12 protein-coding genes are annotated in these 12,774 nt (G+C 57.3%); 1 reads left to right on the forward strand and 11 read right to left on the reverse strand.

Annotation, left to right across the window (positions count from 1 at the left end; all coding sequences use genetic code 11):
- Window positions 1-53: 53 nt before the first annotated feature.
- From lpxD to rpsB, 11 genes are all read right to left on the reverse strand, one after another.
- Window positions 54-1,109: a UDP-3-O-(3-hydroxymyristoyl)glucosamine N-acyltransferase gene (gene lpxD / locus IB246_RS15500; RefSeq protein WP_008039404.1), complete on the reverse strand. Its 1,056-nt coding sequence runs from the start codon at window positions 1,107-1,109 to the stop codon at window positions 54-56.
- 3 nt (window positions 1,110-1,112) lie between these two features.
- Entirely contained in the window at window positions 1,113-1,616 is a 504-nt protein-coding gene (locus IB246_RS15505) for an OmpH family outer membrane protein (protein WP_008028980.1), read from the reverse strand.
- 45 nt (window positions 1,617-1,661) lie between these two features.
- Entirely contained in the window at window positions 1,662-4,037 is a 2,376-nt protein-coding gene (gene bamA / locus IB246_RS15510; protein WP_008039402.1) for an outer membrane protein assembly factor BamA, read from the reverse strand.
- 74 nt (window positions 4,038-4,111) lie between these two features.
- A complete protein-coding gene (gene rseP / locus IB246_RS15515; RefSeq protein WP_008039401.1) occupies window positions 4,112-5,464 on the reverse strand; it encodes a sigma E protease regulator RseP in 1,353 nt (450 codons plus the stop codon).
- Between the two features lie 52 nt (window positions 5,465-5,516).
- On the reverse strand, window positions 5,517-6,707 hold the full coding sequence (ispC, locus tag IB246_RS15520) for a 1-deoxy-D-xylulose-5-phosphate reductoisomerase (RefSeq protein ID WP_008039399.1): 1,191 nt from the start codon (window positions 6,705-6,707) through the stop codon (window positions 5,517-5,519).
- On the reverse strand, window positions 6,704-7,510 hold the full coding sequence (locus tag IB246_RS15525; RefSeq protein WP_008039396.1) for a phosphatidate cytidylyltransferase: 807 nt from the start codon (window positions 7,508-7,510) through the stop codon (window positions 6,704-6,706). Before IB246_RS15525 ends, ispC begins: the two co-directional genes overlap by 4 nt.
- On the reverse strand, window positions 7,510-8,265 hold the full coding sequence (uppS, locus tag IB246_RS15530) for a polyprenyl diphosphate synthase (RefSeq protein ID WP_008039394.1): 756 nt from the start codon (window positions 8,263-8,265) through the stop codon (window positions 7,510-7,512). Before uppS ends, IB246_RS15525 begins: the two co-directional genes overlap by 1 nt.
- Window positions 8,266-8,278: 13 nt before the next feature.
- On the reverse strand, window positions 8,279-8,836 hold the full coding sequence (frr, locus tag IB246_RS15535; protein ID WP_008028968.1) for a ribosome recycling factor: 558 nt from the start codon (window positions 8,834-8,836) through the stop codon (window positions 8,279-8,281).
- Entirely contained in the window at window positions 8,833-9,576 is a 744-nt protein-coding gene (gene pyrH / locus IB246_RS15540; protein ID WP_003172271.1) for a UMP kinase, read from the reverse strand. The genes frr and pyrH overlap by 4 nt, the downstream gene beginning before the upstream one ends.
- A gap of 210 nt (window positions 9,577-9,786) precedes the next feature.
- On the reverse strand, window positions 9,787-10,650 hold the full coding sequence (tsf, locus tag IB246_RS15545) for a translation elongation factor Ts (RefSeq protein ID WP_008028965.1): 864 nt from the start codon (window positions 10,648-10,650) through the stop codon (window positions 9,787-9,789).
- Window positions 10,651-10,843: 193 nt separating this feature from the next.
- Window positions 10,844-11,581, reverse strand: a complete 738-nt coding sequence (rpsB, locus tag IB246_RS15550) for a 30S ribosomal protein S2 (protein WP_008028964.1) — start codon at window positions 11,579-11,581, stop codon at window positions 10,844-10,846.
- Window positions 11,582-11,954: 373 nt separating this feature from the next.
- Between rpsB and map the strand changes: the two genes are divergently transcribed.
- The gene (gene map / locus IB246_RS15555) at window positions 11,955-12,737 is read left to right on the forward strand and encodes a type I methionyl aminopeptidase (protein WP_008028962.1); all 783 of its coding nucleotides are present in this window, start codon (window positions 11,955-11,957) and stop codon (window positions 12,735-12,737) included.
- Window positions 12,738-12,774 lie beyond the last annotated feature (37 nt).

Consider the following 12,774-nt stretch of genomic DNA (forward strand, 5'->3'; position numbering starts at 1 on the left):
AGCAAATCAAGGAGGCAGTCTAGCGGCTGTGCACACTTGATATGGAAATGGTATCAGCCATCTGATGAAGCAATACCGTCAGGGGTCACTTCCCCTACTCGCTTTTCCAGCTGTCGCAACCGCCGCGCGATGTCATCGAGCTGACGGATACGTGCCGCGCTTTTGCGCCATTCGGCAGCCGGTTGCATGGCCGTACCGGAAGAATAGGAGCCCGGCTCGGTAATCGAGTGGGTCACCATGGTCATCCCGGTAATGAAAACCTTGTCGCAAATTTCGATATGTCCCACCAGCCCTACGCCACCGGCGAGCATGCAATGCTTGCCGATTTTGGTGCTGCCGGAAATCCCCACGCACGCCGCCATGGCAGTGTGATCACCAACCTGAACGTTGTGGGCGATCTGAATCTGATTGTCGAGCTTGACGCCATTACCAAGAATGGTATCGGCCAGTGCACCGCGGTCGATGGCAGTATTCACGCCGATCTCCACATCGTCACCGACCAGAACGCCACCGATCTGGGCGATTTTCTGCCAGATGCCTTTCTCGTTGGCAAAGCCGAAGCCTTCGCCACCCAACACTGCACCGGACTGAATCACCACCCGCTTGCCGATGCGCACGTCGTGATACAGCGTGACGCGCGGTGCGAGCCAGCCACCTTCGCCGATAACGCTACGAGCGCCGATGAAGCAATGCGCGCCGATGGTCGTGCCTGCATCAACTCGCGCCCCGCTCTCGATGACCACAAAGGCACCGATGCTCGCCGCTGGATCAACCACCGCGTCCGCCGCAATCACTGCGGTCGGATGAATGCCGGCAGCCGCCTTGGGCTTGGGATCGAACAGGTGGGAAACACGAGCGTAGGCGGCGTACGGATCAGGTACGACCAATGCATTCCCGGCAAAACCTTCAGCGTCAGCGGCTTTCAGCAACAGTGCTGCAGCCCGGCTGTCAGCCAGGTATTTGCGGTATTGAGGATTTGCCAGAAAGCTCAACTGAGCTGGGCCAGCCTCTTGCAAAGTGGCTAGCCCAGTAATTTCCTTCTCTGGGTCGCCACGTAGGGTGGCGCCGAGGAACTCGGCCAACTGGCCGAGTTTTATGGTCGCTGTCATGGATTACTTCAGCTGATTCATGCGCTCGATAACCTGGCGAGTGATGTCGTACTGAGGTTTGACATCAATCACTGCGCCACGCTCGAAGACCAGGTCAAAAGCACCTTTCTTGATGACTTCTTCCACAGCGCTGTCCAGTTTCGGCTTGAGCTGCTTCAGCATTTCACGGTCGGCAACGGCTTTGGCTTCGTTCAATTCCTTGGACTGGAACTGGAAGTCACGGGCCTTTTGCTTGAATTCAAGTTCCAGACGCTCACGCTCGCCTTGCTGCATCTTGTCGCCGCCAGCCATCAGACGGTCCTGAATACCCTTGGCACTGCTTTCCAGCGTCTTGAGCTTGGTCAGTTGCGGGCCGAACTTCTTCTCGGCATCCACGGCGTACTTCTTGGCCGCATCGGATTCCAGCAAAGCCATTTGATAGTTCAGAACGGCAATTTTCATGTCGGCAAAAGCCGGGCCTGCTACCAGTACGGTCGCCAGGAGAACCAATTGAGTCAACTTACGCACGATGCACTCCTACAAAATCCATTGTCGTTATCTTGGGTCAGACGCTTAGAACGTCTGGCCGAGGGAGAATTGGAACACTTGAGTTTCAGCCTCATCCGGTTTCTTGATCGGCATGGCCAACGCGAAACTCAGAGGACCCAGTGCGGTAACCCATGTCACGCCTACACCGACAGAGCTGGCCATGTTGCTCAGGCTGATGTCGTTGCACTGTGTATTGGACTTCGAACCATCGGCATTGGTGGTCGACTTGCACTGCGAGTCGAACACGTTACCCACGTCCCAGAATACCGAGGTGCGCAGGGAACGCTGATCCTTGACGAACGGCAGAGGGAAAAGAACCTCCACACCACCCTGGATCAGGACGTTACCACCGAACGGCAGCGGATCCTGGTCCGGATCGAGCGCAGTGCCAGGGTTCTTGCCGGTACTTGGAGTACTGCGAGGACCCAGGGTGCTGTCCTTGAAGCCACGAACCGAGTTGAAACCACCAGCATAGTAGTTTTCATAGAACGGCAAGCCATCGGTCGAACCGTAGCCATCGCCATAACCCAGCTCGGTATGCAGGCGCATGGTGTAGTTTTCGGTCAACGGCTGGAACAACTGGCCACGGTAGTCGAGTTTGAAGAACGACAGGTCGCTGCCAGGGGTCGTGGTTTCCAGCACAAGGCTTTGCGAATGACCACGGGTCGCCAGCACGCCTTTGTTCAGGGTCGACTCGGACCAACCGGCCGAAGCCTTGAAGTTCAGGTAGCTGTCGCCTTCCTTGTTAACGAAGTCGAAGATTTCGTCAACGGTGTACAGGCCAGTCTTGATCTTGTCCTGTTGCGCAGTCAGGCCGAAGGTCAGACGCGAAGTCTCGCTGATCGGATAACCGACGCTCGCGCCGGCACCGTAGCTGTCTACCGCATAGCTGGCAACGTCGACGTCGAGGTCTTTGTAGTCAGTGGTGCGATAGAACGCGTTGTAACCCAGGCTCACACCGTCAGCAGTCCAGTACGGGTCGACATAACCGAAGTTATAGCGGCTCTGGTATTCACTGCGGGTCAAGCCAACGCTGACCTTGTTACCGGTACCGAGGAAGTTGTTCTGGGTGATCGAACCACCGAGGATCAGACCGGCACTCTGTGCAAAGCCGACGCTGGCGGTAATCGAACCGGACGCTTGCTCTTCAACGCTGTAGTTCACGTCAACCTGGTCATCGACACCCGGTACAGCCGGGGTTTCGACGTTGACTTCCTTGAAGAAGCCCAGACGCTCAAGACGGGTCTTGGATTGGTCGATCAGGTAAGTCGAAGCCCAGCCGCCTTCCATCTGACGCATTTCACGGCGCAGCACTTCGTCTTCGGACTTGGTGTTGCCACGGAAGTTGATGCGGTTAACGTAAGCACGCTTGCCCGGATCGACCGCGAAAGTGATATCGACGGTGTGGTCTTCATCGTGCGGCTGAGGTACGCCGTTGACGTTGGCGAAGGTGTAACCCTCGTTACCCAGGCGACGGGTGATCAGTTCGGAGGTGGTGGTCATCAGCTTGCGCGAGAACACCTGGCCTTTCTGCACCAGCAACAGGGACTTGACCTGGTCTTCAGGAACTTTCAGGTCGCCGCTCAGCTTGACGTCACGAACGGTGTACTTCTCGCCTTCGTTGACGTTGACGGTGATGTAGACGTGCTTCTTGTCCGGGGTGATGGACACCTGGGTCGAAGCGATATCCATGTTGATATAGCCACGGTCCAGGTAGTAGGAACGCAGACGCTCCAGGTCACCGGACAGTTTTTCACGAGCGTACTTGTCGTCGTTCTTGAAGAACGACAACCAGTTGGTGGTCTTGAGTTCGAACAGGTCGATCAGGTCTTCATCAGGGAAGACCGTGTTACCCACCACGTTGATGTGCTGGATAGCTGCAACGGTGCCTTCGTTGATATTGACCTTGAGGCCGACGCGGTTACGCGGCTGCGGCACCACTTCGGTGTCAACGGTAGCCGAGTAGCGGCCCTGAGCGACGTACTGGCGCTGCAGCTCGTTACGAACACCTTCGAGGGTGGCGCGCTGGAAGATCTCGCCTTCGGCCAGACCGGACTGTTTGAGGCCCTTCATCAGGTCTTCAGTGGAGATCGCCTTGTTACCCTCGATCTCGATACTGGCGACGGACGGACGCTCGACTACAGTAATGACCAGGACGTTGCCATCACGGCCCAGCTGGATATCTTGAAAGAACCCGGTTTTGAACAGCGCACGAGTGGATTCCACCAGGCGACGATCATCCGCCTGTTCACCGACGTTCAACGGCAAGGCACCAAAGACGCTACCCGCGGAGACCCGCTGGAGGCCATTGACGCGAATATCAGAGATAGTGAAGGACTCGGCGTGAACTTCGGCGATCATCAATACGGTGAGAACCGCAGTTAGCAGCAGACGTTTCATGAAGTCCTTTCTTATTCCAACTGGCAATAAACAAACTGCCGCAAAATGCGGCAGATTCGCAATTCAGCGAAGTGCTACAGACGACCCAAATCATTGACCAGAGCGAGCAACATCACCCCGACCACCAAACTGATGCCGATCTGTATCCCCCAACCCTGCACCCGATCCGACAAGGGGCGACCACGCGCCCACTCAATCAGATAAAACAACAAATGCCCCCCATCCAGTACCGGAATGGGCAACAAATTCAGAACACCCAGGCTAATACTCAGATAAGCAAGGAAATTCAGGAAATCAGCGACGCCCGACTGGGCAGAAGCGCCCGCCACTTTAGCAATGGTTATCGGTCCACTCAAGTTTTTTACCGAGAGCTCACCGAACAACATTTTCTTGAGCGAATCGAGGGTCAGTATGCTCATGGTCCAGGTGCGTCGAGCCCCCTCGCCAATCGCTGCCAAAGGACCGTAACTGACCTCGCGAATCATCTCCGGTGGCCAATCGATCGCTTTCACCCCGGCACCGAGATAACCACTGGGCGACTTTTTCTCGCCGCGAGCAGCGAGCGTCACAGGGACGTCGATTTGAGCACCATCGCGCTCGACGCGCAGCATGATTTTGGTATCAGGATGAATACGGACGATATCGACCACTTGTTGCCAGTCATCGAGCGCCTTGCCATCCAGGGCCAACAATCGGTCACCGGTCTTCAGGCCGGCAGCCTGCGCCGGGCCTTTCGGATCGAGTTCCGCCAGCACCGGCGGCAACGCCGGACGCCATGGGCGAATACCCAGCGAGCGAATCGGATCCGGCTCGTCAGCGCCCTTGAGCCATTTATCCAGCACCAGCTCACGCGGCGAATCCGCTGTGGAACCCTGCTCACGAACCAGCAACTGAAGGGAACCGCTTTCGCCAAGACGGCGAACCAGTTGCAGATTTACGGCGCCCCAGCCCGAAGTCGGCTCACCATCAATGGCAACAATTTCCTGACCTGCACTCAAACCCGCCCTGGCGGCGATGCTGCCGGACTCAACGGCACCGATGACTGGCCGCACCTGCTCGCTGCCAAGCATGGCGAGCACCCAGAAAAAAATCATCGCCAGCAAGAAGTTGGCAATCGGCCCCGCCGACACGATAGCAATGCGCTGACGGACGGATTTGCGATTGAAGGATTGATCGAGCTGATCGGCCGGCACTTCACCTTCACGCTCGTCGAGCATTTTCACGTAGCCACCCAGCGGGATGGCGGCAATCACGAATTCAGTGCCTTTCTTGTCGTGCCAGCGCAGCAACGGCATACCGAAGCCCACGGAGAAACGCAGCACTTTGACTCCACAGCGACGTGCGACCCAGAAATGGCCGAATTCGTGGAAAGTGACCAGCACGCCCAGGGCTACCAGGGTGCCGACAATCATATAGAGCGCGCTCATCTACTTTCTCCGCAACTTATCCGGTGCTGCATGGGCCAACGTATTGCAGCACTTACCGCCCGTGACGACTCAACCACTGCCCAGCCAGTACTCGCGCTTTCGCGTCAGCCGTGAACACCGCCTCGAGATCATCCACCGCAACCACGGGCTCGAGATTTAACACTTCTTCGATGATACTCGCGATTTCCAGATAGCGAACCCGCCCGTCGAGAAAGGCCGCGACAGCCACTTCATTCGCCGCATTGAGCATGGCTGGCGCGCTATTGCCAGCCTCTGCGGCCTGACGCGCCAGGCGCAGGCATGGGAAACGCTCTTCATCGGGAGCCTGGAAATCCAGGCGCGCAATGGCAAACAGATCCAGCGGTGCGACACCTGAGTCGATACGTTCGGGCCAGGCGAGCGCATTGGCAATAGGCGTACGCATGTCGGGATTACCCAACTGAGCCAGGACCGAACCATCGATGTAATCGACAAGCGAATGAATCACGCTCTGCGAGTGAATCACCACTTCGACCTGGGACGGCTTGGCATCAAACAGCCAGCAGGCTTCGATCAGCTCGAGGCCTTTGTTCATCATGCTGGCCGAATCCACCGAAATCTTGCGCCCCATGGACCAGTTCGGATGGGCACACGCCTGATCAGGGGTTACATGCACCAGCTCAGCCATAGGCGTCTGACGGAAAGGACCACCGGAAGCTGTCAGCAAGATCCGACGGACACCGACCGCACCCAGCCCACGAGCGAAATCCTGCGGCATGCACTGGAAAATCGCGTTGTGCTCGCTGTCGATCGGCAGCAGCACCGAACCGCTTTTACGTACGGCCTGCATGAATAACGCACCGGACATCACCAGTGCTTCTTTGTTGGCCAGGAGTATTTTCTTGCCAGCCTCGACCGCCGCCAGCGTCGGGCGCAGGCCCGCCGCGCCAACAATGGCGGCCATGACGGCATCGACCTCAGGATCGGCGGCGACCTGACACAGCCCCTCCTCCCCCACCAGAACGCGGGTCGACAACCCGGCCGCACGCAAGTCGTCCTGCAAGCCTCGGGCAGCGCCCTGCTCTGGCACAACGGCGAACCGTGGCGTATGACGGACGCACAACGCGAACAACTCACTCAGGCGAGTGAAACCGCTCAAGGCGAACACTTGATAACGCTCGGGATGACGGGCAATAACGTCGAGCGTGCTCAGGCCGATCGAGCCGGTAGCCCCCAGAACGGTAATCTGTTGAGGGCGGCTCACGGTGCCGCCATCCACAACAACACCGCGAACACCGGGATCGCTGCCGTCAGGCTGTCGATGCGATCGAGTACACCACCGTGGCCGGGAAGCAGATTGCTACTGTCCTTGACCCCGGACTGGCGCTTGAACATGCTTTCGGTGAGGTCACCCACTACCGAGATGAACACGATAATTGCGGCACCGATCAACCCTTTGAAAAGCTCGGCAACCGTCCAGTCGCGAACCAGGCCGACAATAACGGTGATGACCAGGCTCAGCGCGAGGCCGCCATACACGCCTTCCCAGCTCTTGCCGGGACTGACCTGCGGTGCCAGCTTGCGCTTGCCGAAGGCCCGACCGGAAAAGTAAGCACCGATGTCGGCACCCCAGACCAGCACCATGACGGCCATGATCAACCAGTTGCCCAATGGGTATTGTTTGATCTGCACCAGACCTTGCCAGGCCGGCAGGAGAATCAACAAGCCAATCACCAATTTGGTCGCCGCACTGGACCAACGCTCGCTCGAACGCGGATACGTCAACACCAGGTACGTCGCCACGCCCCACCACAGCACCGAAGCGCCCAGCACCCAAGGTGCCAGGCCCGGCAGGATATGCATGACAAACAGCATCAACGCGACGACTGCAGCATAGGCAACGCGGATCGGCTGCTCAGTGAAGCCCGCCAGACGCGCCCATTCCCAGGCACCGAGGGTCACGACCAGCCCGATGAACAGCGCGAAACCGGAGCCTTCGAGCAGGAAAAACCCGCACAAGGCGATCGGCAACAGGATCAGCGCGGTGATGATTCGTTGTTTGAGCATTAAACCCGGGCCCCAGCCTCGACCTGCTCGCTCGTTTTACCGAAGCGGCGCTGGCGAGAAGCGAAATCGGCCAGCGCGGTGCGCATGGCGTCGTGTTTGAAGTCCGGCCAGAACAGGTCGGAGAAGTACAACTCGGCGTAGGCCAGTTGCCACAGCAGGAAGTTGCTGATGCGGTGCTCGCCACCGGTACGGATGCACAAGTCCGGCAACGGCAGATCGCCAGTGGCCAGGCAGGTTTGCAACAGTTCCGGGGTGATGTCTTCCGGACGCAGATGCCCGGCCTGAACTTCCCGCGCCAGACGCTGTGCGGCTTGCGCGATGTCCCACTGACCGCCGTAGTTGGCGGCGATCTGCAGAACGAAGCGATTGGTGCCCGCGGTCATCGCTTCCGCTTCACGCATCGCAGCCTGAAGCTCCGGATGGAAACGCGAACGGTCACCAATGATGCGCAGACTGATGTTGTTGTCGTTGAGGCGCTTGGCCTCACGACGCAACGCCTTGAAGAACAGATCCATCAAGGCACTGACTTCATCGGCCGGACGCTGCCAGTTCTCGCTGGAGAAGGCGAACAGGGTCAATACCTCGACCTTGGCCTCGGCACACACCTCGATCACTGCACGAACTGCGTCCACACCCGCTTTATGCCCGGCGACACCTGGCATAAAGCGTTTTTTCGCCCAGCGATTATTGCCATCCATGATGATCGCGACATGACGCGGCACCGCGGACGGCACTGACTGCTTGGTCTTTTCCATGAAAACGCGACCCTTATACGGCCATCAGGTCTTTTTCTTTCTGCGCCAAATTCGCGTCGATTTCAGCCACGTACTTTTTGGTCAGATCATCAATTTCACCAGTGGCGCGACGTTCTTCGTCTTCACTGATTTCCTTTTCCTTGACCAGATCCTTGAGCTGGCTGTTCGCATCACGACGGATGTTGCGCACGGCAACACGGGCATCTTCAGCGACATCGCGAGCCTGCTTGGTGAAGCCCTTGCGGGTTTCTTCGGTCAGGGCCGGCATGGAGATCAGCAGCAACTCACCCAGGTTGGTCGGGTTGAGGTTCAGACCAGCACTGCCGATGGCCTTGTCGACGGCGCCCAGCATGTTGCGCTCGAAAGCGACCACTTGCAGGGTACGGGCGTCTTTGACGGTGATGTTGGCGACTTGCTTGATCGGGGTGTCGGAACCGTAGTACGGCACCATCACGCCTTCGAGGATGCTTGGGTGCGCCTGGCCAGTACGAATACGGCCGAAGTTGTGCATCAGCGACTCGACGGATTTCTGCATACGCTCTTTAGCGTCTTTCTTGATTTCGTTGATCATTGTTGGCCTTCCTCGATCAGGGTCCCTTCAGCGCCGCCATGCACGATGTTCAGCAGGGCGCCGGGTTTGTTCATGTTAAATACGCGCAACGGCATCTTGTGGTCGCGGCACAGGCAAATGGCGGTCAGATCCATCACACCCAGCTTGCGATCCAGCACTTCATCGTAGGTCAGATGATCGAACTTCTCGGCATGCGGGTCTTTGAATGGATCAGCGGTGTAGACGCCATCGACCTTGGTCGCTTTCAGCACGACATCGGCATCGATTTCGATTGCTCGCAGGCAGGCCGCCGAATCCGTGGTGAAGAACGGATTGCCGGTACCGGCCGCGAAGATCACGACTTCCTTGGCATTCAGGTGGCGCATGGCTTTGCGACGATCGTAGTGATCAGTCACGCCAACCATGGAAATCGCCGACATCACGATGGCCGAGATATTGGCACGTTCCAGCGCGTCGCGCATGGCCAAGGCATTCATCACGGTGGCCAGCATGCCCATGTGGTCGCCGGTGACCCGATCCATGCCCGCCGCGCTCAGCGCTGCACCACGGAACAGGTTGCCGCCGCCGATCACCAGGCCGACCTGGACGCCGATGCCGACCAGTTGGCCGACTTCCAGCGCCATGCGGTCCAGAACTTTCGGATCGATCCCGAACTCTTCCGAGCCCATCAGGGCCTCGCCGCTAAGCTTGAGTAGAATGCGTTTATAGCGAGCCTGATAACCACTGCCCTGCTGAGCCATTGCGAATCTCTCCTGCGGCGTATTTTAAAAATTCTTTGCGAGCTGTTTACAGCTGGCGTTCACTCTAGCTTGGCGCTGCTTCAGCGCCATCGGAACATGGCTTTGTAAGCCAGTTCCAAAAGGAAACCAATTAAAAATTGGTGCCCCATCTGAAAAGAGGCTGCGCGCGTAAGCGGGCAGCCTCTTCAGGGCGACAGTTAAAAAACCGTCTTATTGCTTGGCGGCAGCCAGCTGGGCAGCAACTTCTTCAGCGAAGTTGTCGACCGGCTTCTCGATGCCTTCGCCTACTTTGAAGTAGGTGAAAGAAACGATTTCTGCACCGGCTTTCTTGGCCAGTTCGCCAACCTTGATTTCAGGGTTCTTGACGAACGCCTGCTCAACCAGGCTTGCTTCAGCCAGGAACTTGCTGATACGGCCTTTGACCATGTTCTCAACAATGTTTTCTGGCTTGCCTTTGATTTTTTCTTCGTTCAGCTGCAGGAACACGGCTTTTTCGCGCTCGATAGCTTCAGCAGAAACTTCCGATGGCAGCAGGAACTCAGGGTTGCTGGCCGCTACGTGCATAGCGATGTCTTTGGCCAGCTCAACGTCGCCGCCCTTCAGAACAACCGCAACACCGATTTTGTTGCCGTGCAGGTAACCACCAACAACATCACCTTCAACGCGAACCAGGCGACGGATGTTGACGTTTTCGCCAACCTTGCCGACCAGTACCAGGCGAGCAGCTTCTTGAGCTTCGATCAGCGGAGCGACGTCAGTCAGCTTGTCGGCGAACGCTTTTTCAACGCTTGCAGCAACAAATGCCTTGAAGTCGTCCTGCAGAGCCAGGAAGTCGGTCTGCGAGTTCACTTCCAGCAGAACGGCGGATTTACCGTCTTCTTTCAGAGCGATAGCGCCTTCAGCAGCCACGTTGCCTGCTTTCTTGGCAGCCTTGATGGCGCCCGAAGCACGCATGTCATCAATGGCTTTTTCGATGTCGCCGCCAGCCTTGGTCAAGGCCTTTTTGCAGTCCATCATGCCTTCGCCAGTACGCTCGCGCAGTTCTTTGACCAACGCTGCAGTAATCTCTGCCATTTCAAAATTCCTCTTGGATAGGTTTTCAACCATTCCACCCGATCGAACGGGCGTTCAATTCTTCCCGAACCACCCTTGTTAGCAGCTGCAAGTTACAAATGATGTAAATGCGCCACCGGACAAATGGTTTTCGAGGTGGCAAAAAGGGGGCCAAGCCCCCTTTTTGCTTACTGAGTCAACGCCAAGGCGTCAGTTACTCAGCTGCAGCTGCCGGAGCTTCTTCAACGAACTGCTCGGTGCCGCCAGCAACGTGGTTGCGACCGCGGATTACTGCGTCAGCCATCGAACCCATGTACAGCTGGATAGCGCGGATTGCGTCATCGTTACCTGGGATGATGTAGTCAACGCCTTCCGGGCTGCTGTTGGTATCGACTACGCCGATAACCGGGATGCCCAGCTTGTTGGCTTCGGTGATCGCGATGCGCTCGTGATCAACGTCGATAACGAACAGAGCGTCTGGCAGACCGCCCATGTCCTTGATACCACCCAGGGAACGATCCAGCTTTTCCAGGTCACGGGAGCGCATCAGCGCTTCTTTCTTGGTCAGCTTGGCGAAAGTACCGTCTTCGGCTTGTACTTCAAGGTCACGCAGACGCTTGATGGAAGCACGGATGGTTTTGAAGTTGGTCAGCATGCCGCCCAACCAGCGGTGATCGACGTACGGCGAACCGCAACGTGCTGCTTCTTCAGCAACGATCTTGCCAGCGGAACGCTTGGTGCCGACGAACAGAATCTTGTTTTTGCCCTGGGCCAGACGCTCTACGAAAGTCAGAGCTTCGTTGAACATTGGCAGGGTTTTTTCAAGGTTGATGATGTGGATCTTGTTACGCGCGCCGAAAATGTATTTACCCATTTTCGGGTTCCAGTAACGGGTCTGGTGACCGAAGTGCACACCGGCCTTCAGCATATCGCGCATGTTGACTTGGGACATGATAGTTCCTTAATAAGTCGGGTTTGGCCTCCACGTATCCCAATGACCAACCAGCAGCATCAGCTGAAGGCACCCAGGTCATCGTGTCGACACGTGTGTGGATTTAAGCCTTTCGGGGTATCCCCGGAAAGCGGCGCATTTTATATCACAAGGCTCGCAAAAACGGAACCCGGATTCTCAATTCCTGACGCGCGCCTTTATCCGCGCCCTTGGAATCGCTCAAGAATGCGCCTATCTATAGAGAGAAGCGATGTACAGAGGCTCAGATTTGCGCTGTTCGTCTGTTAGAATCGCGTTTTTCAGGGCGGTAAAGATTGATCGCACACTGCCCATTCCGTTTTGACAAGCGCCATCGAGCGTAGAGAGAGCCTGTATGACCGTCACCCTCAAAACCCCGGAGGACATCGCAAAAATGCGTGTCGCCGGCAAACTGGCCGCCGATGTGCTGGAAATGATTGCTGAACATGTCAAGCCGGGCGTCACCACTGAAGAGCTGGACCGCATCTGCCACGACTACATCGTCAACGTGCAGCAGGCCATCCCTGCCCCGCTCAACTACAAAGGCTATCCGAAGTCGATCTGTACCTCGATCAACCACGTGGTCTGCCACGGCATCCCGAACGAGAAGCCATTGAAGGACGGCGACACGCTGAACATCGACGTCACCGTCATCAAGGACGGCTACCACGGCGACACCAGCCGCATGTTCCACGTCGGCACAGTGCCGGTCTGGGCCGAGCGCCTGTCGCAAGTGACCCAGGAATGCATGTACAAGGCCATCGAAATCGTCAAACCCGGCTGCCGCCTGGGCGACATCGGTGAAGTGATCCAGAAGCACGCCGAAAAGAACGGCTTCTCGGTGGTTCGCGAGTTCTGCGGCCACGGCATTGGCAAGGTGTTCCACGAAGAACCGCAGATCCTGCACTACGGCCGCGCCGGCACCGGCATGGAACTGAAAGCGGGCATGACCTTCACCATCGAGCCAATGATCAACCAGGGCAAGGCCGACACCAAGGTGTTGGGCGATGGCTGGACCGCGATCACCAAGGACCGCAAGCTCTCGGCCCAGTGGGAACACACCCTGGCAGTGACCGAAACCGGTTATGAGATCTTCACCCTGCGCAGCGACGACACCATCCCGCGCGTTTCGGCCTGATCCGGTCCGCACAGCTCTCAGCCTTATAGATAGGAAA

This window comes from Pseudomonas sp. PDM01 (genome assembly GCF_014852325.1).
GTDB classification, from domain to species: Bacteria; Pseudomonadota; Gammaproteobacteria; order Pseudomonadales; family Pseudomonadaceae; genus Aquipseudomonas; species Aquipseudomonas migulae.